Origin of the sequence: Streptomyces phaeochromogenes, assembly GCF_001418655.1 — a bacterium.
GTDB lineage: Bacteria > Actinomycetota > Actinomycetes > Streptomycetales > Streptomycetaceae > Streptomyces > Streptomyces phaeochromogenes.
The window spans coordinates 1-21,454 of record NZ_LIQZ01000343.1; the positions used below are offsets into that span (position 1 = coordinate 1).

Annotated in this window: 18 protein-coding genes and 2 pseudogenes; 14 read left to right on the forward strand and 6 right to left on the reverse strand. The window is 69.9% G+C overall.

Translation table 11 applies throughout. From position 1 onward, the window contains the following. Positions 1 to 555, forward strand: a pseudogene (locus AOK17_RS52805) (IS5 family transposase); the annotation flags it as partial. Positions 556 to 574: 19 nt separating this feature from the next. Here AOK17_RS52805 and AOK17_RS36775 read toward each other — a convergent pair. Beyond that, entirely contained in the window at positions 575 to 3,934 is a 3,360-nt protein-coding gene (locus AOK17_RS36775; RefSeq protein ID WP_157881476.1) for a S8 family serine peptidase, read from the reverse strand. A gap of 438 nt (positions 3,935 to 4,372) precedes the next feature. Between AOK17_RS36775 and AOK17_RS36780 the strand changes: the two are divergent. After that, positions 4,373 to 4,688 (forward strand): annotated as a pseudogene (locus tag AOK17_RS36780) (TSUP family transporter); the annotation flags it as partial. A 605-nt stretch (positions 4,689 to 5,293) separates the two neighbouring features. On the opposite strand, the gene AOK17_RS36785 reads toward AOK17_RS36780, so the two are convergent. Then, complete coding sequence (locus AOK17_RS36785; protein WP_055616945.1) at positions 5,294 to 6,583, reverse strand: MFS transporter; 1,290 nt, start codon at positions 6,581 to 6,583, stop codon at positions 5,294 to 5,296. Between the two features lie 118 nt (positions 6,584 to 6,701). Next, on the reverse strand, positions 6,702 to 7,646 hold the full coding sequence (locus AOK17_RS36790; RefSeq protein WP_055616946.1) for a LysR family transcriptional regulator: 945 nt from the start codon (positions 7,644 to 7,646) through the stop codon (positions 6,702 to 6,704). Positions 7,647 to 7,775: 129 nt separating this feature from the next. On the opposite strand from AOK17_RS36790, the gene AOK17_RS36795 reads away from it, so the two are divergent. From AOK17_RS36795 to AOK17_RS36835, 9 genes are all read left to right on the forward strand, one after another. After that, complete coding sequence (locus tag AOK17_RS36795) at positions 7,776 to 8,780, forward strand: fumarylacetoacetate hydrolase family protein (protein ID WP_079053482.1); 1,005 nt, start codon at positions 7,776 to 7,778, stop codon at positions 8,778 to 8,780. After that, positions 8,777 to 9,754 (forward strand): cyclase family protein, encoded by a 978-nt coding sequence (locus AOK17_RS36800; protein ID WP_055616948.1) that lies wholly within the window; start codon positions 8,777 to 8,779, stop codon positions 9,752 to 9,754. The genes AOK17_RS36795 and AOK17_RS36800 overlap by 4 nt, the downstream gene beginning before the upstream one ends. 104 nt (positions 9,755 to 9,858) lie before the next feature. Beyond that, entirely contained in the window at positions 9,859 to 11,007 is a 1,149-nt protein-coding gene (locus AOK17_RS36805; protein WP_055616949.1) for an FAD-dependent oxidoreductase, read from the forward strand. Next, complete coding sequence (locus tag AOK17_RS36810; protein ID WP_055616950.1) at positions 11,004 to 12,035, forward strand: amidohydrolase family protein; 1,032 nt, start codon at positions 11,004 to 11,006, stop codon at positions 12,033 to 12,035. The genes AOK17_RS36805 and AOK17_RS36810 overlap by 4 nt, the downstream gene beginning before the upstream one ends. Before the next feature lie 11 nt (positions 12,036 to 12,046). Continuing rightward, positions 12,047 to 12,997 (forward strand): VOC family protein, encoded by a 951-nt coding sequence (locus AOK17_RS36815; protein ID WP_055616951.1) that lies wholly within the window; start codon positions 12,047 to 12,049, stop codon positions 12,995 to 12,997. Positions 12,998 to 13,084: 87 nt separating this feature from the next. After that, the gene (locus tag AOK17_RS36820) at positions 13,085 to 14,053 is read left to right on the forward strand and encodes a fumarylacetoacetate hydrolase family protein (RefSeq protein ID WP_055616952.1); all 969 of its coding nucleotides are present in this window, start codon (positions 13,085 to 13,087) and stop codon (positions 14,051 to 14,053) included. Next, the gene (locus AOK17_RS36825) at positions 14,050 to 14,787 is read left to right on the forward strand and encodes an SDR family NAD(P)-dependent oxidoreductase (protein WP_055616953.1); all 738 of its coding nucleotides are present in this window, start codon (positions 14,050 to 14,052) and stop codon (positions 14,785 to 14,787) included. Before AOK17_RS36820 ends, AOK17_RS36825 begins: the two co-directional genes overlap by 4 nt. A 51-nt stretch (positions 14,788 to 14,838) precedes the next feature. Continuing rightward, entirely contained in the window at positions 14,839 to 15,621 is a 783-nt protein-coding gene (locus tag AOK17_RS36830) for a CoA transferase subunit A (protein ID WP_055616954.1), read from the forward strand. Next, entirely contained in the window at positions 15,618 to 16,253 is a 636-nt protein-coding gene (locus AOK17_RS36835) for a CoA transferase subunit B (protein WP_055616955.1), read from the forward strand. Before AOK17_RS36830 ends, AOK17_RS36835 begins: the two co-directional genes overlap by 4 nt. A gap of 9 nt (positions 16,254 to 16,262) precedes the next feature. Here AOK17_RS36835 and AOK17_RS36840 read toward each other — a convergent pair whose 3' ends face one another. Both AOK17_RS36840 and AOK17_RS36845 read right to left on the reverse strand, forming a co-directional pair. Further along, a complete protein-coding gene (locus tag AOK17_RS36840) occupies positions 16,263 to 17,708 on the reverse strand; it encodes an NF041680 family putative transposase (protein ID WP_055616958.1) in 1,446 nt (481 codons plus the stop codon). A gap of 131 nt (positions 17,709 to 17,839) precedes the next feature. Next, positions 17,840 to 18,340 (reverse strand): hypothetical protein, encoded by a 501-nt coding sequence (locus AOK17_RS36845; protein WP_055616959.1) that lies wholly within the window; start codon positions 18,338 to 18,340, stop codon positions 17,840 to 17,842. 222 nt (positions 18,341 to 18,562) lie between these two features. Between AOK17_RS36845 and AOK17_RS36850 the strand changes: the two genes are divergently transcribed. Then, positions 18,563 to 19,099, forward strand: coding sequence for a hypothetical protein (locus AOK17_RS36850; protein WP_055616956.1), 537 nt, complete (start codon positions 18,563 to 18,565; stop codon positions 19,097 to 19,099). A 6-nt stretch (positions 19,100 to 19,105) separates the two neighbouring features. Here AOK17_RS36850 and AOK17_RS36855 read toward each other — a convergent pair whose 3' ends face one another. Beyond that, the gene (locus AOK17_RS36855) at positions 19,106 to 19,846 is read right to left on the reverse strand and encodes an IS5 family transposase (RefSeq protein WP_055616957.1); all 741 of its coding nucleotides are present in this window, start codon (positions 19,844 to 19,846) and stop codon (positions 19,106 to 19,108) included. 169 nt (positions 19,847 to 20,015) lie between these two features. Here AOK17_RS36855 and AOK17_RS36860 point away from each other — a divergent pair, with 169 nt between their 5' ends. Further along, positions 20,016 to 20,564 (forward strand): hypothetical protein, encoded by a 549-nt coding sequence (locus tag AOK17_RS36860; protein ID WP_245697603.1) that lies wholly within the window; start codon positions 20,016 to 20,018, stop codon positions 20,562 to 20,564. Positions 20,565 to 20,799: 235 nt separating this feature from the next. Further along, the gene (locus AOK17_RS36865) at positions 20,800 to 21,240 is read left to right on the forward strand and encodes a hypothetical protein (RefSeq protein ID WP_245697605.1); all 441 of its coding nucleotides are present in this window, start codon (positions 20,800 to 20,802) and stop codon (positions 21,238 to 21,240) included. Positions 21,241 to 21,454: the final 214 nt, after the last annotated feature.

A 21,454-nucleotide genomic window follows, 5' to 3' on the forward strand; every position in this document is an offset into this window, starting at 1 on the left:
CTCGGCGCGCGCCGAGCGTCGGCGGGTCCGCCGCCGGCACCGGGCCCGCTTGAAGGCCGCTGGACTGGGGCGTTCCCGGGGAGGGCCGACCAGCAAGATCCATCTGGCGGCCGACCGGCGCTGCCGTCCGCTGGCGTTCGTGCTCACGCCCGGACAGGCCGGCGACAGCCCGCAGTTCGTTGCGGTCCTGGAGCGAGTGAAGGTGCCCGGGCCGGTCGGGCGTCCCCGGACCCGACCAGACGCAGTGGCCGCTGACAAGGCGCACTCCTGCCGCCGCAACCGCCGCTGCCTGCAGCGTCGCGGGATCCGGGCGGTGATCCCGGAGAAGGTGGACCGGGCCGCCAATCGCAAGAAGCGCGGTTCGAATGGCGGTCGCCCGGTCAGCCGCGACACGCCTTGTACAACGAGCGCAACACCGTGGAGCGATGCATCGACCGGCTGCGGAACTGGCGATGCATCGCGTTCCGCTTCGACAAGACCCCGGAGAGCTACGAGGCCGGACTGCATCTGTGCGGTGCGATGCTCTGGCTCCGCAGCATCGCACCGCAGTCGTGATCCGAACTCCAGACAGGACCTAGCGTGTCAGGCGGTACGCGTCGGTGATCGTCACCGTGTGTGTGTTCCCGCCCGTGTCCGTCAGACGGGCTCGGAAGGAGACGGACCCGGCGTCCGCGGGGTGGGTCAGCGTCACCTGGCGCGTGCTCCCGGAGGAACGGACGTCCGTCTTCCGCCAGGTAGCCCCCGCGTCGTACGAGACCTCGACCGTGAGCGCCTTCACTCCCCGCGTGGCCGCCGCGCCCTCGACGACGAGCGGTACCGTCAGACGGGTGCCCGCCTTCGCCGTGCTGGCTGACGTCAGTTCGGGGGCGAAGCGGACCGAGGACAGCGGCAGTACGGCCTCACGCGTGCCGGACACACGGCCGGAGACGAACGTCCAGGAGGCGCTGACCCGGGTGCTGACCCCGGAGACCTCGGCAGGCCGGGAGAACTCCGAGGTGAGGCGGTAGGACTGCCGTGCCGCGGGGAGCGTGGTGACGGGCCGGCAGCGCAGGTACTTCCTCTCCAGTGCGCTCGATGTGCGGTACAGGTAGGGGACGCCGCCCGAGGTGAGGGTGACCTTGGCCGTCCCGGTCACGGAGTCGCCGACATGGCCGGAGCCGTCGGTGAACTGCGGCAGACATATCTTCAGGTCGTCACCGGTACGCGACACGCCTCCGCCACCCGGTCCTTCGGCCAGGCTGGGCCCGAACACTCCGGTGTTGAAGGTCTCCGAGTAGCTCCGTCCGGCCCGGTACGTCCGGCCCGCGCTGCTCTGGTACGTCTCGTGGCCGTCGTCCGCGCCCTTCTGCAGGAAGTCGAAGCCCCAGGTGTAGTTCTTGGGCACGGTGACGTAGTGCCGCTGACGCCCCGGGAGGGCGAAGTCAGTGGCGGCGACGCTGTAGCCCTCGTCGAACGGCGAGTACCAGGTGGCCCCGACACTGCCCGTCTTGCCCGCCGCGGGAGCGCCCGCGCTGATGTCCGCGCGCGCGAGTTCGCTCGTACTTGTCGTGTGCGAGAAGCCGTCGAAGAACGAGCCGGATCTGGTGTACAGCAGGTCGTACGCGGTGTCGGTGCCCTTGCTGAAGGTGGCGCCGACCTGGGCCTCGAAACCGTCGGCGGGTGATGCCGAGGCGCCGGACCGGGCGATCCTGAGCCGCGAGAAGTCACTGCCGGTCAGAATGCCCACGGCGAGACCCGACCCGGCCGCGCGCATCATGTACGAGGCGTAGGCGCCGTTGGACGTGGCGTCAGGGTCCGGTGGGGTGAGCGAGACCGGCTTGGCCTCACGGGCGTCCAGGACCGTGCGGGTGTCCGCGGTCAGCGACAGCCGCGGCTGCACCAGTTCCGCCGTCCCCGCGCCCGCACCACTCCAGGTGGTGACAAGGGCGAAGACGTTGTACGCCCCCTTCGGCGCGCGGAATCGCGCGATGCCGTCGGTGCCCGGCTGGTTCCACAGCAGGGCCGGGCTGTCCAGGCCGTAGAGGATGATGAACGGGAAGAACGCCGGGTCGCCGTTGCCGTCGAGGACGTTCAACGTCAGGTCGTACGACTCCACCTCGGCGTCGGCCGCCAGGGCGGTGCGTACGCTCTGGCCGCCGCCGGTGGCGACCAGAGCGCCCGAGTAGTCGCCTCCCGCCGGTACGGTGCGGGTGTCGGCGGTCACGTCCACGGAGGCGGTGCCGCCCGCGGGCACGGTGACGCGCTTCGGCGAAACGGTGAACAGCCCCCGGGGAGCGGGCTTTCCGTCGGCGTCGGTCGCCTGGACGGCCAGGCGGAGGGTGACCGCCGAGGTGCCGGTGTTGCGGTACGTGATCTTCTTGGTCAGCGGAGTGTCGTCGGTGTGCGGCCACTGCTGTGCGCCGAAGCCGACGGACGACGCCTCACTGCTCACCGTCTGTCCGACGGCTTTCGCGACGTCCACCCGCCCGGTGCCCTGCTGCTGCGCGGTCAGGCCGGCCGTGGGCTTCGTGGAGGAGACGAGGGCCTGCTTGAGCTGCTGCCCGGTCCAGTCGGGGTGCCGCTGGGCGAGGATGGCCGCGGCGCCCGCGACATGCGGGGTGGCCATCGAGGTGCCGTTGAGGGAGACGTATCCGTCGCCGGCGGGGGTGCCTATCGTGCCCTCGGCCGCCTTGGCTGCGACGATGAACCGGCCCGGCGCGGTGAGGTCGGGCTTCAGGGAGCCGTCCTGGGTGGGGCCCACGCTGGAGAAGGTGGCGATCCGGTCCTGCTTGTCCACCGCGCCGACGGTGAGCGCGGCGGCCGCGCTGCCGGGAGAGCCGACGGTGCCGACGCCGGGCCCCTCGTTGCCGGCGGCTATCACGAACAGTGTTCCGGTCTTGGCGGACAGGGTGTTGACGGCCTCTTCCAGCGGGTCGGTGCCCGCGGTGTCGGTGCCGCCCAGGGAGAGGTTGACAACGTTGGCATTCTGGTCGACGGCCCACTGCATACCGGCGATGATGTCCGACTCGGAGCCCGATCCGCTGTCGTTGAGGACCTTGGCGTCGAGGATCTTCGCGCCGGGGGCGACACCCTTGTAACGGCCGCCGGACCTGGCGCCGGAACCGGCCGCGGTGGAGGCGACATGGGTGCCGTGGCCGACCCGGTCCACGTTGTCCGGCGAGGAGCCGAAGTTCTTCTCGGCGATCTCCTGGCCGGCCAGATCCGGGTGGGTCTGGTCCACGCCCGTGTCCAGTACGGCGATGGTGACGCCCTTGCCGTCGTGGCCGGAGGCCCATGCCGTGGGCGCGCCGATCTGCGGCACGCTCTGGTCCAGGCTCGCCGTCCGGGCGGCGTCCAGCCATACCTTTTCGATGCCGGAGGCGATCCGGGTGGCACCCGCCCTGGCGCCCGTACCGGCGTCCGTGAGCGCGTTCCACACCTGCGAGGCGTCGGACCCGGACACCTCGACCGCCTGGCCGTTGATCACCGGCAGGTTCCGCTCGACGTCCGCGTCGGCGGCGGCGAGTTCCCGTTTCGCCGATGCCTCACCGGCCGTACGGTAGGTCACGATCAGCGGCGTCGAGTTCCGCCGTGTGTCGCCGTTGTCCGAGGCGAGCAGCTCCGTCACGTCGAACAGCCGCCGGTCCACGGTGCCCTCGGCCAGCGGCCGCACCGCGTCCCCCGGGATCACGTAGTTGCGGTCCTGGTAGCGGTGGACCGAGATCGCGATGTCCTCGCGTCCCTCACCCGCCCGGACCCCGGTGACCCGCCCCGCACCGTCGGTCGTCACCGTGTCCCCGGTGATCAGGGTGACGGTGCGGCCGCCACTGTGCGCCGTACCTCCCGCCGGTGCGGTCTCCGCCGCGGCCGACAGGCCGGGTCTGATCCCGGGCGCCATGCCCAGGGCCAGCGCGGCGGCAACCGCCACGGCCCCCGAGCGCATCCATAACCTCACGCAAACTCCTTTGTAGCCATATGAGTTGAGCAGTATTCAGGTGCTGCCTTCGCGGGCGGCGGCCTCATGATCCCCATTGCGGTACCTCCGCACAAGGCCTCCCTGTTCGGGGTCGCGTTGCCACACCACCAGCCGCCGCAGCTCCCAGCGGCCCGCTTCTACGACTCATTCGCCTCGGCTTCGCCGACACCGCCGCGCACGCGTCGATCGGCATGTACCGCGTGATGGGCGCCGGGCCTGGGGCCGACGGACCGCGGGCGCGGCCGTAGCCGGCTGCCGCGAGCGCCCCGTCGAACAGCGACGCGGACGCGTGCGGCTGTGGGCCCGGCTGCGCCTGCGGCCCATGAACATCTCGTTGCAGGTCGCCCTCACCATCGTCCCGGGCACTGATATTGGCCAGGCGATCGACCGGCGGCGGCAACGGGGGACTGGACATGGGTGGGAGGGCTGGCCGCCGACCTGCTGATCGCGACCGTGACCGCCCCGGTCGGCGTGTCCGGAGCGGTATTTCTCCTCCCCATCGTCTTCGGCGTGCCCAACCCCGCGGTCACTCCGACCAACCTGCTGTACAACGTCGTCGGACCCGGAGCCCGGAGCCCTGTGGCGCTACCGCCGCGACGGCGCCTTGCGCGGCGACCTCGCCCGGCGCCTGGTGCTGGGCACCCTGCCCGGCGTCGTGCTCGGCGCCGCCATCCGCGTCTTCGCCCTCCCCGGACCGAGCGTCTTCCGGCTCCTGATCGCCGCCCTGCTGCTGCGCCGTTGGCCCCGCTCCTGTCCCTGCTGTCGCGCCATGTCCGCCCGGGCGGACATGGCGCGACAGGGGCCGACGTGACCATGGCCGCAGCACTCTTCGCAGGGATCAGACAGGGTTCCAGACATAGACGATGTGCTCGTGGGGTCGTCCAGCATGACGCGGTAGACGCCCTTATTGGTGCCGTTGAACACGCGGTCGACGGCGGCGATGCGGCGGTCGGTGCCGACGACCTCCCGCATCGCCGGGGTCAGGGTTTCCGCATCGGCGAATACTCGTTCAGCGGTACCGACCCGCACGGTGGCCTCCGGGATGCACCGGGCAGGCACAGGGCGCAGCGACATTGCAGCCCTCCTCTGCCTCCCCGGGAGACGGAACCCAACCGCACCGGACTGCCCGACCAAACAAGATCGACAAAGGCGGTCGCCGAATCCGCCAAGACCGCGCCGGAGTGGACCACGCCGGCATCATCCATGTGGACAAATGCGATCAAGCCCTGGAAACCGCGCAGGTCGGCTTCCCGCTGGTCTGCAAACCGGCCTCACTGCCTGCACCTGGGGGTACCGGACAGCGCCGCCCTCAGCTCGCCCGTCGCGGGCGGCTTCCTGCTACAGGGGCAGCGGTGCGACGACCGCGGTCCTGCGCCGGGTAGTCAGGAACAGCCCTGCCGCGACGAAGGCCGAGGCCAGGCCGAGCAGGCCGACGGCGGCGGCCAGGGTGCCGAGGGCGGACTTGGCCGCGATCAGCACCAGCGGGCAGATGAACTGGCCGATGAAGAAAGACGCGGTCCACAGGCCGGTGCCACGGCCGCGGTCGGCGAAGTCCAGCTTGGACATGGCGATGGTGAGCAGGGAAGGGAGCAGGAGACCGGTGCCGAGGCAGTTGAGTACGGCGCCGAGGATCAGCAGCGGCGCGCTGTTGGCGAGCCACATCACCGCGAACCCGGCCGCGCACAGGGCGAAGACGAGTGGCAGCCGGGGCCCCGGGGTCCCGCGCAGCTTGGTGAAGGTGATCGCGCCGGCCACGGTGGCGGCGCTGGCGATCGCTGTGGCCGGCCCGATCACGCTGGTCGCCGTCACGCCGAGGTCGTCCAGCAGGTAGGACATCTCCACCGGGACTGTGTAGAAGACGAGGGCCCCGAACACGGTGAGTCCACAGATCCCGGCCAGCTGCCGGAAGGGGAAGGAGCGCTTCGGCGTGACCGCGGTGTCCGTACTCTCTCCGGCTCCATCCCCGTCCTCGACGGCGGCACCGGTGGCCGCGGTCGGCTTCGGCAGCCCGATGGCCATGAGAGGGGCGATGAGCAGGCTGACGGCGTAGATCCAGAACGGGGTCCGCCAGCCGGCCGACCCCGCGGCACCGCCGATGACGAAGAACGCGGTCGCGGAGGCGGAGGCGCACATGGTCTGGAGGGCGAGGTAGCGGTCCCGCACCCGGCCGCTGTAGTAGTCGCCGATCATCGTGGTGCAGCAGGTCATGATGGCGGCCTCGGCGATACCGACCAGGGCGCGGCTGGCCACGATGGCGCCCAGCGACTCCAGCCACAGCGGGGCAGTGCCGAAGACCGCGTACAGCACGGTCGCGACGATCAGCAGGCGCTTGCGGCCGAGCCGGTCGACGATGACGCCCGCGAAGGGTGCCAGCAGGCCCAGCGCCAGGGCCGGGACGGTGAGGGCCATCGGGACCAGGGCGGTCGCACCGGGCACGTCGGCGAAGTGGTCCTGCATCTTGGGCAGCACGGGGGCGATGAGGACGGCCCCGAGGATCGGCAGACAACTGCCGGCCATGAGGAGAGTGACGCGCAGCCGGTGTGCGGCACCGGACGTCGGAAGGATCGCACCGGGTGGCGGCACCGGTTCCACGTGAGCGGGCGGGGGCACAGGCATGGAAGCGGGCATGCGGGAACTCCACGTGGCGAGGTTGGGGAGGACGGCACGCCACCGGGGAACAGACACCCCGGGAAGAGGAGCGTGCGGAGGAACTGGGGTCGACTATGAGTGAGCGGCCCAGCCCTGCCTAGTCTCTGTCCGATCGATCTGCCGGATCGCGATCATCCTTGCCGTGGATGGTCTCCGCGACCCGCGCCGCCGTCTCCCGCAGCCAGATGTGCGCCGCGTCGTGCGTGTGGACCGGGTGCCACCACAGGGCTTCCCGGAGTGGCACGGCGTCGTAGGGCGGTTCCATGACCCGTACGGGGACGAGTCCGTCCAGCCGGTCGGCGAGATGCCCCTGGATCAGGGCGACCCGGCGGGTGCCCGCGACCAGGAGGGGCATCAGCTGGAAGCTGTCGACGGAGACCTCGACGCGCGGCTCGATCCCGAGCATGCCGATCTGGCGGGCGGCGGGCGCGTCGTACGTGCGCTGGTACGTCACCCACGGCAGCCGGGCCAGGTCGTCGAGGGTGAGCTGCTCGCCGACCTCGGGGTTGTCGTCCGCGACGAGATAGACCCAGCGGTCCCGGTAGAGCTCCACGGCGGGAAAGTCGCCGATGATGCCGTGCGGCAGCAGCAGCCCGTCGGCGGTGCTCAGCAGCGCCCCCGTGTTCTCGGTGATGTCCGTCGGGGACTGCCTGAAGCGCAGCCGGATCCCCGGCGCCTCGGTGTGGACGACGCGGGCGAGTTCGGCGCCGAAGACGGCCACCGCGTAGTCGGAGGCGAGCAGGGTGAACTCGTGCTCCTCATGGGCGGGATCGAACACCGCCTGGCTGGTGAAGACGCGTTCGAGCAGGTCGCAGGCGGTGGCGGCGCGGTCGAGGAGGGCCAGGCCGAGGGCGGTCAGTTCGTAGTGTCCGCCGACCCGGGAGAGCAGGTCGTCGTCGAAGTGGCGGCGCAGCCGGGCCAGGGCGGCGCTCATGGCGGGCTGGCTGAGCCCGATGCGCCGGCCCGCGACGGTCACGTTGCGCTCCTCAAGGAGGGCGCGCAGGGCGACGACGAGGTTGAGGTCCAGGCTGGCCAGGTTCACGCGACATCCCGGTACGGAGGAGGAGACTGCGGGCCTGGGTATTCGTCTCCTGGATACATGGCATCCAGAGAATCGATTTCCCCGATCGCAATTTACGCGCCAGATTAGTGGCACCGCAATCGGGAGGACATCTCCGTGAAATCCGCAGCCTCGTCGGCGCCCCTCTTCGCCGGCCCCTTGGCCATCGGCACTCTCTCCGCTCCGGGCGGGGCCGCGTTCCCCGGTCTCGTGGTGCCGGACGGCCGCGTGCTCGACCTGCGTACGGCGCTGGACGAACCCGCCCTGACCGCCCTCACCCTCCTGGAGCGCTGGGAGGCGGAACTGCCGCGCCTGCACGGCTTCGCGGGCGATCCGGCCGGTGACTGGCTGCCGCTGGACGGCCTGTCCGTGCACGCGCCCCTCGAGCCCCGGCAGATCTTCCAGTCCGGCGCCAACTACCGGCAGCATGTGATCGACCTGGAGGTCGCGCACCGCGCCCAGGACGACCCGCGCACCGTCGAGGAGGCTCGCGCCGAGATCGCGGCGATCATGGACAAGCGGGCCGCCGAGGACCTTCCGTATGTCTTCATCGGCCTGCCGACCACGATCGCGGGCCCTTACGACGACGTCGTACTGCCCTCCTGGGCCAAGAAGCCCGACTGGGAGCTGGAGCTGGCCGCGGTGATCTCCCGCCCCGCCTACCGGGTCACGGTCGAAGAGGCCCTTGAACACGTCGCGGGCTACACCATCGCCAACGACCTCACCGACCGGGCCACCGTCTTCCGTCGCGACATGCCCGCCATCGGCACCGACTGGCTGCGCTGCAAGAACGCTCCCGGCTTCACCCCGCTCGGCCCCTGGATCGTCCCGGCCGGGTCCATCGCCGACCCGTCCGACCTGCGGGTCACCCTGAAACTCAACGGCGACACCATGCAGGACGAGTCCACCAAGGACATGATCTTCGGCGTGGCGCGGATGGTCTCGTACATCTCCCAGACCGCCCAACTCCTGCCCGGCGACCTGGTGTTGACCGGCAGTCCGGCCGGCAACGGCATGCACTGGGGCCGGCTGCTGCGCGACGGCGACGTGATGGACGGATCCGTCACCGGGCTCGGCGCCCAGCGCACCCACTGCGTCGCGGAGGAGACATCGTGAGCGACCGCGCCACTGTGCCTGACGCGAAAGACGCCGTGGGCGCGATCACCGAGGCCGCCAAGGCGTACTCCAACTGGGGCCGTTGGGGCGAGGACGACGTCCTCGGCACGCTCAACTTCCTGGACGCCGGGAAGCGCCGCGAGGGCGCGGCCCTCGTCCGCGACGGCGTCAGCTTCTCGCTCTCCCAGCGCTTCGACATGAACGGCCCGCAGAAGGGATGGCGGCGGCGTACGAATCCGGTGCACACCATGCTCGACACCGGCACCGACGCGGCCCTGGGCAACCAGGGCTTCCCGCACGGCATCGGCGGTGCGGACGACGTGATCGCGATGCCGCTGCAGTGCTCCACCCAGTGGGACGGCCTCGGCCACATCTTCGACCACGGCAAGGCATGGAACGGGCGGGCAGCCGAGAAAGTCGTCACCTCCGACGGCGACCTCGTCACCGGCATCGAGCACATGGCGCCGTACGTGGCCGGGCGGGGCGTCCTCCTCGACGTGGGCCTGGTCGTCGGCCAGGGCGGCGAACTGCCCGACGGCTTCGCCATCACCGAGGAGCACCTGACCGCCACTGCCGAGGCGCACGGCGTCACCGTCGGCCGCGGCGACCTCGTCCTCGTCCGCACCGGACGGCTGGCCCGCGCCAGGCGCGACGGATGGGGCGAGTACGCGGGCGGTCCCTCGCCCGGGCTGAGCTTCACCACCGCCGGCTGGCTGCACGGCAGCGAGATCGCCGGGATCGCCACCGACACCTGGGGTTTCGAGGTCCGGCCCAACGAGTTCGAGAACGCCTTCCAGCCGCTGCACCAGGTCGCCATCCCCAACATCGGCCTGCTCATAGGCGAGATGTGGGACCTCGACGCCCTGGCCGAACATTGCGCGGCCGACGGGCGCTACGAGTTCTGGCTCACCGCCGCTCCGCTGCCCATCACCGGAGCCGTCGGCTCCCCCGTGAACCCGATCGCCGTCAAGTAACACCCCGGACCGGCCGCGTGGGCAGCCCCGACAGCCACACCCATCCGGCCCGCACCACCACCCCTGCCGCTCGAAGTCGCGCGGCCCCACCGCAGGGAGACCCCATGACCGACCCCCGCCCCCGCACCGTCCTCGTCATAGGCGGCGGCGCCTCCGGCAACGCCGTGACCGTGCTGCTGCGGCGAGCGGGCATCACCGTGGACCTGATCGAGGCCAAGTCCGACTGGAACGTCCTCGGCTCCGGCATCACACTCCAGGGCAACGCGCTGCGCGTACTGCGCAAGCTGGGCGTGTGGGACAAGGTCCAGGAGAGCGGCTACGCCTTCAACTCCGTGGGCCTGGCCACGCCCGACGGCCACGTGTTCCACGTCCAGCAGGACATCCGTACCGGCGGCGAGGACCTGCCCGCGACCATCGGCATGCAACGGCCCCGGCTCCAGGAGATCCTGTGCGAGGCGGTCCTGGTCAGTGGTGCGACGGTCCGCCTCGGCACCACCGCCGACGATCTGCTCCAGGACGAGGCGGGCGTCACCGCCCGCTTCAGCGACGGCACCGAGGGCCGCTACGACCTCGTCATCGCCGCCGACGGCCTCAGCTCCCGGACCCGCGCGATGATCGGCATCGGCGACAAACCCGAGCCGACCGGCATGGCCATCTGGCGCGTCGCCGCACCCCGCCCGGCGAGCGTGAAACGCACGGACCTGGCCTACGGCGGACCCTGCTACATCGCCGGCTACTGCCCCACCAGCGAGAACACCATCTACGCCTATCTCGTCGAGGCCAACCGCGACCGCGCCTCGATCGACCCGGCCTCGTTCGCCGACGAGATGCGATGCCTGGCAGCCCCGTACGGCGGCGCCTGGCCCGAGATCGCCGCGAGCATCACCGACCCGGCCGAGGTCAACTACACCTGGTTCGACCGGCTGCTCGTCGAAGGGCCCTGGCACCGCGGCCGGGTCGTACTGGTCGGCGACGCCGCCCACGCCTGCCCGCCCACCCTCGCGCAGGGCGCGGCCATGTCGCTGGAGGACGCCTCCGTACTGGCCGAACTGCTGAGCGCGGAGGAGTCATGGGACTCCCTCAGCTCCCTCGACGACCTGCTGACCCGCTACCACCAGCGCCGCATCGACCGTGTCCGCATGGTCGTCGAGGCCTCGATGCAGCTCGGCCAGTGGCAGCTCGACGGTGTCCGTGACGCCGACGTGCCCGGCCTGATCGGCCGCACGATGTCCGTCCTGAAGGAGACCCCGTGACGGCCCCGGACACCCGGGAAGCCGTCACCCCGGCGACCGCCACCATCGACGTCCACGCGCACGTCCTGCTTCCGCAGGTCGAGAATGCCGTCGCCGGACACCCCGGGCTGGCCGCCGCCCGCAGTCTCGACGCCCGCCGCAACGGCCCCGACGCGCTCGCCGTCAGCGGCCCGATGGTCCGCGACCGTATCCCTCTGCTGACCGACGTCAAGGCCCGGCTCACCGCGATGGACGCCTCCGGCGTCGACGTCCAACTGGTCTCGCCGTCCCCGTCGCACTACCACTACTGGGCCGACGAGGACCTCGCCCGCACGGTGTGGGAACTGGCCAATACCGGCACCGCCGCCCACGTCGCCCAGGCCCCCGAACGGCTCCTCGGCCTCGGTCTGGTGCCGCTCCAGCATCCGGCGCTGGCCGTGGAGGCGCTGGACCACGCCCTCGCGCAGGGGCTGCTCGGCGTGGAGATCTCCTCGCACGCGCCCGGCCTGGAGCTGTCGGACCCGGCGTACGCACCCTTCTGGACGCGCGTCGAGGACACCGGCGCCGTGCTCTTCCTGCACCCCTTCGGCTGCACGCTCGACGAGCGCCTGGACCGCTGGTACCTGTCCAACACGGTCGGCCAGCCCACCGAGAACGCCGTCGCGCTCTCCCACCTCATCTTCTCCGGCGTGCTGGACCGACACCCCGGTCTGAAGGTGATAGCCGCGCACGGCGGCGGCTATCTGCCCACCCACATCGGCCGCTCCGACCACGCCTGGCGGGCCAGACCGGACACGCGGGGCTGCGCGTTGGAGCCGAGCAGCTACCTCAAGCGGCTGTACTTCGACTCGCTCGTCCACGACCCGCACGTCCTGCGCGAACTGATCCGGGTGGCCGGCCCCGACAGGGTCCTGCTCGGCTCTGACTTCCCCTTCGACATGGGCACCCAGGACCCGGTCGGCGCGCTGCGCGCCGCCACGGACCTGCCCGACCACCACTTCCACGCCGTACGCGGCGGCAACGCGGCAGCGCTGCTGCGCCTCTCCTGAGGAGCCCCGACATGACCGACGCACTCCCCAACCGTCTGCTCACCCACCTGCGGCACGTCGACCTCGCCGTGCCCGACTACGACAAGCAGCTCGACTTCTACGCCGGAGTCTGGGGCCTGACCAAGGTCGCCGAGGACTCGGGCATCTCCTTCCTGGCCGCGGAAGGCAGCCCCGAGCAGTACGTCGTACGGCTGCGCAAGGCCGACGAGAAGCGGCTCGACCTCGTGTCCTACGGTGCCGCCTCGGCCGCCGACGTGGACACACTCGCCGAGCAACTCCTCGCGGACGGCGTGCGGTTGATCTCGCAGCCGGGCAAGGTCGACACCCCCGGCGGCGGCTACGGCTTCCGCTTCTTCGACGGCGACGGCCGCACCATCGAGGTTTCGGCCGAGGTCGGGGCCCGGCAGCACCGGCGTGTCGAGGAGAAGGAGGCCATCCCGGTCCGCCTCTCGCACGTCGTCCTCAACTCCCCCGACCTGGACGCCACCCGCGCCTGGTACGAGCGCCACCTCGGCTTCCGGCTGTCCGACACGCTCGGCCATCCGCACATGGGCGACGTCATGCACTTCATGCGGATCAGCAACCAGCACCACTCGATGGCCATCGCCAAGGGCCCGCACACCTCCCTGCACCACGTCTCGTTCGAGATGCGCGGCCTGGACGAGTACATGCGCGGCTCGGGCCGCGTGATGCGCTCCGGCGCCCGCAAGATCTGGGGCCCGGGCCGGCACATGGCCGGCGACAACACCTTCACGTACTTCCTCGACCCGCACGGCAACACCATCGAGTACACAACGGAGTTGGAGGAACTCGACGAGGACACCTGGCATCCGCACGTCTACGACTTCTCCCAGCCCGAGGTCACCGACCAGTGGGGCACGGCGAATGCGATGAACGAGCTGGTCGTCAAGGAGTCCTTCAACGACGTCGACCGCGGCGTCTTCGTCGCCCCGCCGGTCTGATTCCCCTCTGCTCCGGGGGCGCGGAAAGTCCATGCCTGACTCCCCCCGCACCCCCGGTCCCCTCCTACGCCACACCCCAGGACCGCCATGCGCTTCGCCACGTACGAACACCACAGCCGCCGCAGTGTCGCCACCGTCGACGACGACGGCACCCTCCGCCCCGTCCCCGGCCGCGCCTCGCTGCTCGATCTGCTCCGGGCGGGCCCCGCGGCCCTGCGTGAGGCGGGCAACGCCACGCCGGACGTGCCGGACGGCCCGCATGTCTCGCAGGTGCGGCTGCTGCCGCCTCTGCAGCCGCCGTCCGTACGGGACTTCGTCACCTTCGAGGAGCACGTCGAGGGCATGCGGCGCAGCATCGACAACGCGGCCGGGGTTCCCGACGCCTGGTACGACGCGCCGACCTTCTACTTCACCAATCCTTACGCCGTCATCGGCGCGCACGACGACGTGCCCGTGCCGCCCGGCTCCTCGGTCCTGGACTTCGAACTCGAAGTCGCCGCCGTCATAGGTGTCGAGGGCCGCGACCTGACGCCCGAGCAGGCCCGCGACCACATCGTCGGCTACACGATCTTCAACGACTGGTCCGCCCGCGACCTCCAATCCGCCGAGATGAGGGTCGGGCTGGGCCCCTGCAAGGGCAAGGACACCGCCGCCACCCTCGGCCCGTACCTGGTCACCGCCGACGAGCTGGAGCCGCACCGGGACACGGACGGTTTCCTGCGGCTGGCGCTGACCGCCTCGGTGAACGGCGAGGTGGTCGGCAAGGACCTGCTGTCCAACATGAGCTGGACCTTCGAGGAGATGGTCGCCTACGCCTCGCGCGGCACATACGTCCGCCCCGGCGATGTCCTCGGCTCCGGTACCTGCGGCAACGGCGGGTGCCTGGCCGAGCTGTGGGGCGTACGGGGCCGACAGGATCCGCCGCCGCTGAAGCCCGGCGACACCGTCACCCTCACCGTCGAGGGCATCGGCACCGTCTCCAACACCGTCGTGCCCGGCTCCGGACCGGTACCGGTCCTCCCCAGGGCCCGCAAGCGCCCGCGGTCGCGCCCGTGAACGGGCTGGACGGCAAGGTCGTCGTCGTCACCGGAGCCGCGCGCGGGCAGGGCGCCGCCGAGGCCGAGGCGCTGGCGCGGGCGGGGGCAGTGGTCGTCGCCACCGATGTGACCGAGGCTCCCGGCTGCCTGCGCCTGGACGTCACCGAGGCGGCGGAGTGGGCGGAGCTCACCGAAGGGCTGCGATGCCAGTACGGAGAGGTCCACGGCCTGGTCAACAACGCCGGCATCACCTGGCGCGCGCGGCTCGACGAGGTCACGGCCGAGGACTTCGCCCGCGTCCACGCGGTCAACGTCACCGGTCCGCTGCTGGGCATCCAGCACCTGGCGCCGTTGATGCCGCCGGGTTCGTCGATCGTCAACGTCGGCTCGGCCGCCGGGCTCACCGGGCACTACCCGGTCGCGTACACGGCCAGCAAGTGGGCGCTGCGCGGCCTGTCGAAGACGGCCTGTGTCGAGCTGGGCCCGCGGGGCATCCGCGTGAACACCGTCCATCCCGGCTTCATCGAGACCGAGATGACCGCCTCCGCCGCGCCCGCCTTCCGCGAGGCGAACATCCGCGAGACGCCGCTGGCCCGCACCGGCACCGTCGACGAGATCACCCCGCTGGTGGTCTTCCTCCTCTCCGACGACGCGTCCTTCATCACCGGCGCCGAGATTCCCGTCGACGGCGGCTTCACCGCACACGGCGGCGCCAAGTCCATCTCCGACGCCCTGCGGCCGGCCTCCGACTGACCTGTGCCTGACCTCTGTCTCTGCCTGACCTCCGACTGAAAGGACCCATACGTGAACAAGGTCAGCGCGAGCGCCGCCGCGGCGGTCGCCGACATCCCCGACGGGGCCTCGCTGGCAGTCGGCGGCTTCGGCCTGTCCGGCATACCGGCCACCCTCATCGACGCCCTGCACGCCCAGGGCGCCACCGGCCTGAAGGTCGTCTCCAACAACTGCGGCATCGACGGCCAGGGGCTGGGCGTTCTCCTCGCCGAGGGCCGCGTCAGCCGCGTGACGGGCAGCTACGTCGGGGAGAACAAGGAGTTCGCCCGCCAGTACCTCAGCGGTGAACTGGAGGTCGAACTCGTCCCGCAGGGCACCCTCGCCGAGCGACTGCGAGCCGGCGGCGCCGGCATCCCGGCCTTCTACACCCCGGCGGGCGTGGGCACACAGGTCGCCGACGGCGGTCTGCCCTGGCGCTACGCGGCCGACGGCAGCATCGCCGTCTCCTCCCCGGCGAAGGAGTCCCGCACCTTCGGCGGTCGCGACCACATCCTCGAACACGGCATTACCACCGACTACGCCCTCGTCCGCGCCTGGCGCGGCGACACACACGGCAACCTGGTCTTCAACAAGGCCGCCGCCAACTTCAACCCGCTCGCCGCCATGGCGGGCCGCGTCACCATCGCCGAGGTCGAGGAACTCGTCGAACGGGGCGCCCTCGGCCCCGACGCGATCCACGTCCCCGGCATCTTCGTCCAGCGGGTCGTGGCCCTCACCCCCACCCAAGCCACCGACAAACACATCGAGCACCTTCGTATCTCCGCGTCTTCGACACGAGGGACCGTACGAGCATGAGCTGGACCCGCGACCAGATGGCCGCCCGCGCCGCCGCCGAGCTGACCGACGGCAGTTACGTCAACCTCGGCATCGGCCTGCCCACCCTGATCCCCGGCCACCTCCCACCCGGAGTGCACGTCGTCCTGCACTCCGAGAACGGCATCCTCGGCACCGGTCCGTACCCCCGCGAGCACGAGGTCGACCCCGACCTCATCAACGCGGGCAAGGAAACCGTCACGGTCCTCCCTGGCGCCTCCATCTTCGACTCCTCGCTCTCCTTCGGCATGATCCGCGGCGGCCACATCAGCACCGCAGTCCTCGGCGCCATGCAGGTCTCCGCCACCGGCGACCTCGCCAACTGGATGATCCCCGGCAAGATGGTCAAGGGCATGGGCGGCGCCATGGACCTCGTCCACGGCGCCCAGCGCGTCATCGTCCTCATGGAACACACCGCCAAGGACGGCAGCTCCAAGATCCTCGACGAGTGCACCCTGCCCCTCACCGGCAAGGCCTGCGTCCACCGCGTCATCACCGACCTCGGCGTCATCGACGTCACCGACAACGGCCTGCTCCTGGTCGAGACCGCCCCCGACGTCACGGCCGAGGCCATCACAGCGGCCACTGCCGCGAAGCTGCACACCGCCAACTAAGCTTGTTCTTTATGGTCTGAGCTGGTCACGTTCGGCGATGGTCTCGGGCCGCCTGGCCGTTTTGCCCACGTCGTAGCGGGTGGCGGGATGACGGTTCTTCGAGCCGAGCAGTCTGCCGGGGCCGGGCCGGTTGGGTTTCGGTGCACGGGCCGGGCAGGGCAAGTTCGGGCGGAGGTTCCTGAACCCCCGGCGGACCCGGGCGGGAGTGAGTCGGCCGGGCTCGGTCGGCTTCTCCCAGGGACGTCGGAGGTCCGCGGCCAGCGGCCGAGCGAGGCGAAGTTGGGTGTGGGCCGCGACTATCAGCCAGGTCCACAGGTCCGCCGCCTCGGGGGTGCGAAGCTTTGGGCGGGTCCAGCCCAGCGTCTGCTTGATCATCCGGAAGGTGTGTTCCAGGTCGAATCTGCGCAGGAACGCCTGCCAGCGCAGGTCGACGCCCTCGCCCGACAGACTGGTGGCCGACGACCACAGCCAGACGGGGAGCGGATCGTGGCCACCGGGCAGGCGGTCGACCTGCAGACGGATCAACGTGCCCTCGATGACAGGGAGTTCACTGGTGTGGTCGATCCACGCGGAGCAAGTGGTCAAACGAGGATGGATGCGGTCCCAGGCCATCGCGCAAGCGGTGCCATAGCGGTCGGTGGCCTGCACCGTCGCGGCATCAGGCTCGCCCCAGGTGTCAGACTTGGCGAAGCGGAACTCCTTGCCGTGCTTCGGCGGGCGCCCGCCCTGTGGCGGTGAGATCCACGGCACCGGGACTGGCTTGCGCATCACACGGTCCGTGCGCATCCGCCCGAGGACCTCCACCGGCAGCCCTTCCAACAGATAGGCCATGCGCGGAGCATCGTAGCCAGCATCGAAGACAATCAGGATGTCTCGATCACCCGCGTGCCAACGGCCCGTGTCGATGAGATTCTCGACCGCCCGGCGGACCTGGGCCGCGGTGACCTCGGCGACATCATCGGCCGGCCCCAGCCGCAGCGCGTCCAGGATCTGGCACCACGAGGTCCGGCCCGTCTCCAGCGCGACGACGAACGAGTAGGGCCAGCCAGGCACAAACTGGTCCGACGAGCGTCCGCTACGGCCGTAGACATGACAGAACAAGCGGTCCGCACTGGTCGGCGCGTCCGGCCGGAGCCAGTGGGTGACATCCACCGCCAGGACCAGGCGTCCGTCGGCGGCCTCGGGCTGCGGCAGCCCAGCCAGCACCTGCCGCAGCCGCGGCACATCGACGTTCCCGCCGTTCAGCGCGGCGTACATCGCGCCGTGCCCGCGCCGATGCTCAGCTGTCAGCGTGAGGTCCACCGGCGAGGTAACCGGCCCGTCCGCACATAGCAACGCGTCTACCAGCTCGAACAGTTCGTCCCTACGCGTGGTCAGACAGTCGAAAAAGTCGTCCCGAAAGCGCGAGGCGTTCGCGAACGCCTCGGCCGGAACAGCATCAGGCAGCAGACTCACCCTCACGGCCTTCGAACTGGTCAAGCGCCTCTTTGGTCAGAGCACATGATCGGGCGGAGGCCTCTCGCACGTTCACTGAACGGCGCAACCAGAGATCAAGTTCGAGTGCCGTTCGGACGCTGGTAAGCCGGTCAGGCGACAGCCAGTGAGACGTGGATCCGGCTGACGGCCCGCAGGATCTCATCTCGGTTCTTCGCTCGCTTGATCCATGCCGGAAGGCGGGCCACCAAGGTCATCTTTTGTCCGGTGTCGTACCAGGGCGCTCGTTCTCGCAGCGACGCTCTTACGAAACGGCGGATCAGGTCGAGATGTTCGAGGTTGTACGCCCACAACCACCCATGCCGGGTCTCAACCTGGAACCACAACGGCATACCGAAGTACGGATCCGTCGCGGGTTGAGCTGTGCCACGGGAGAGCGTGACAAGACGGCCGCTCCACATCCGTGACAGTCCGCAGCCACGGCAGACCAGACGTCGAGGCCTGAACAGGATCCGACCTCCGGGATTGGAGTCTTCGGGCGCTGGAACGACACGAGCGGCCTTTTCGCAACCAGGGCACCGCACAATGATCAAGCTGATGAAGTCGTACTCGGTACTGCGCGGATCCCGGAACCGACCGGAGAGCAAGGCCATGCGCTGAGTATGCAGCTGCCCCGCAGATCGGCGCATCCCGATTCGACCACTCACGCTCAGGCCTGCCGCCCACCCTGCCAGGGCCGGACGGAGGTTAAAGAACAAGCTAAGAGGCTGTTGTCTTTCCGGACGTGATTGACGCGTTCTGGCTGGTCAGGGGTAGGGGCGGCGGTTCTGTGGGAGTAGTGGCCTGTCACGTTGCCGTTCCCGGGGAGGCTGCGCATGCCGTCGGTCGTTGGACTGCTGGAACAACAAGAGCTCGCTGCTCGGCGTCGGGTCGACGCGCTGCGCGGGGAAGCCGATCGTATCCAGGCCGAATTGGCCGCGGCCGAGGAGGAGTGGCAGGAGTGGGTGATCGCCCGGCGGCGGGTCGACACGGTCCTGGCTCCCAGCAGCGGTGCGGCCACCGAGTCGCAGGCCGGAGCGGATGTGCGGGACACGGACACCCGGCCGGCGCCGGGGAATGTCGCGAAGCCGAAGTCGCAGGTGCCGGTATGGCGCGAGCAGATGGCTTGCTCGGTGCTGTCGGTCGACTATCAGCGCATCGTGCGGGTCCTCGCGGACCGGGTCCGGCTGGGGCAGGGGCCGCTGACCTGCCAGGAGATGGCGTCGGTGTTCGGGATGGATGTGGTGCCGGCGAGGGTGGAGGCTTTACGGTCGAAGGCGAAGCGCCTGGTTGCCCGCGGCTGGCTGGCCGAGCCGACGCCTGGCCAGTTCACGCTTGCCCAGAGTGTGGCCTGGCCAGGCGGCGGGTCATGAGCAGGATCATGACCAGTAGATCATCGCCTCAGCGCTGGCGGTTCGTCGTTCGACGTCGCGGACCAGGCGGCGGGTGCGCATCAAGTGAGCGAAAAAGCGTTCGATGATCCACCGCTTGGGCAGCACCACGAACCCTTTCACGTCGTCGCTGCGTTTCACGATGGCCAGCACCAGCGCGAACGCGGCCAGACAGTGCTCGATCAGTGGGCCGGTGTAGCCTCCGTCCGCCCAGACGAGGGCCAGGAGGTGATGCGCGGCGGCCACCTGCCCGAGCAGGACGTGGGCGGCGGCGCGATCGCCGACATCCGCTCTGGTGACCATCACGCCGAGCAGCAGGCCGAGCGTGTCGACCACGACGTGCCGCTTGCGGCCGTTGACCAGCTTGCCGCCGTCGAAACCCCGGCTGTCGGCGCCGACCACGGCGTCTGCCTTGACCGACTGCGAGTCGATCACGCCGGCCGTCGGCTCCGCGCCCCGGCCCAGACGAATCCGTACCTGTCCGCGAAGCCGGTCGTGGAACTCCCGCACCAGGTCGTGGTCGCGCCAGCGGCGGAAGAAGGCGTAGACGCGGTCCCAGGGCGGGAAGTCTGTCGGCATCGCCCGCCACTTGATCCCATTGTCGACCAGGTAGCGAATGGCGTCGAGCATCGCGCGGTGGCAGTACGCCTCCGGCTGCCCACCCCGGCCCCGCATCCAGCCCGGCACCGGCAGCAGCGGTAGAACGGCCGCCCACTCTGCGTCCGACATGTCCGTGGGAACCGGCGCTCACGTACCCCGTGGTCGGCGGCGTTCCCGAACCGGTGCGCAAGACAGTCACACGGGAGAGTGGCCGAAGTGGACTCCGCCTCCGCAGTGACGAATAAATGCGGCAACAGGGCCTCCTGGTGCTCGAGTTGGCGTAGACACCCACCGAGCTGTGCAGGAGGCCCTGCCCTCATGCCCCGACCACAAGAAGATCACCCGACTGAGCCGCCATACTCGAACTCATGCTCACCATGATCGGCACGACACCGCCCTCTCAGGCAAGGATGCAGTGCAACCACGCCAGGTGGCTCGCGGGCGGTACAGCCTGATGGCTTCCTGGATTCTGGGGGTGCTCTTTGTGAGCTTCGGGCTGGCCTTCGTGCGAGTCCAGAAAGGCCGACGTCTTCTCGGCCTGCTCAAGGCCTCCACCGCCACGGGAACCTTGTGCTACCTGCTTGGCTGGCTTCAGGCCTTCTTCGCCTTCCCGTCGCATGCATGTCCCGACTTCTTCGACAGGCGCCCCGTCGTCCACTTCGACCGCCACGAGAGCAGTGTTTTCCCACCGCAGGCCGCCTGCTACTGGGACGATGGTGAGCAGAAGGAACTCGTGAGCAGTTGGGTCAATCCACTTCTGTTCACCTGCGTGGTCGTCTTGACCGGCTGCCTGGTGACGCTGGCGGTCACCTCCCATTGCCGCTACCGGCAAAGGCACACGAGTTGAGCGGCACTGCTCACATATTCACCCGCCGTCAGAACCTTCAACACCCTAAGAACTGTGCAGCAAACCCTGCTTTATGGCCGGCCAGAAGAAGATCACCCAGCCGAGCCGCCGCATTCGAACCCATGCTCACCACGCTCGGTACGACAACGACCACTTAGGACCTGTTCTGGCGATCATCCGGTAAGGCGCCTCGGTGATATTTTGACCGTAATCTTGGGAAGGGGCAGGCGATTCCGTGGTCAGCGACCTGCGGCGTGCGGTGGTCGTGACGCTTGGCGAACTCGGGCGAAGCGATGACTGGCGTGACCGGGCGGATGCCGGTCACAGCCTGGCAGGGTTCGCCGAGATGCCGGAGGCCGTGGAGCTACTGCTGGCCCTTGTGCTTGACCGTGGTGACACCTTCGTCACCCGGCGGACCGCGGAGGGCTTGCTTCGGCGAAAGGACAGGGTCGGACTGACGATCGTCGCGTCCGCACTGGCAGTCGCCAACGACAACCACGCCGATTACATCCACACCGCGATCGTCGATGTCTTCAGCATCTTCTCGGACGATCTGGACGAGGCGCTGCGGCTCTGCGAGGAGATGTCGGGCGACACCGACGATCGTATTGCCCGGGGCGCCCGTCGCCTGTACGAAAGCCTGGCAGAGATCGATCCCGTTCTCCGCCCCTCATAGCCGGGGGGCGATCGATGTTGTGAGGGTGCAGATCCTTGACGACACGGGCAGCGAGGAGCACGTCGTCGGCTCAGCTACGGGGCATTCCCGTCGATCATGTTCGGAGCCAGATCGTAAGAGCTGCCGCAGTGGCTGTGGCCGGACTCCACATAGCAGGCATCTACCTCTGGTCCGCCCGATGAACCAAACGAAGCCGCCCAAGGGCCCTTGGGCG

Coding starts and splice junctions, on each gene's coding strand:
- AOK17_RS36785 (WP_055616945.1), bottom strand. CDS start 6,583: ATGCCCGCTTCCATGCCTGTGCCCCCGCCCGCTCACGTGGAACCGGTG.
- AOK17_RS36805 (WP_055616949.1), top strand. CDS start 9,859: ATGACCGACCCCCGCCCCCGCACCGTCCTCGTCATAGGCGGCGGCGCC.
- AOK17_RS36815 (WP_055616951.1), top strand. CDS start 12,047: ATGACCGACGCACTCCCCAACCGTCTGCTCACCCACCTGCGGCACGTC.
- AOK17_RS36820 (WP_055616952.1), top strand. CDS start 13,085: ATGCGCTTCGCCACGTACGAACACCACAGCCGCCGCAGTGTCGCCACC.
- AOK17_RS36835 (WP_055616955.1), top strand. CDS start 15,618: ATGAGCTGGACCCGCGACCAGATGGCCGCCCGCGCCGCCGCCGAGCTG.
- AOK17_RS36845 (WP_055616959.1), bottom strand. CDS start 18,340: ATGGCCTTGCTCTCCGGTCGGTTCCGGGATCCGCGCAGTACCGAGTAC.
- AOK17_RS36850 (WP_055616956.1), top strand. CDS start 18,563: ATGCCGTCGGTCGTTGGACTGCTGGAACAACAAGAGCTCGCTGCTCGG.
- AOK17_RS36855 (WP_055616957.1), bottom strand. CDS start 19,846: ATGTCGGACGCAGAGTGGGCGGCCGTTCTACCGCTGCTGCCGGTGCCG.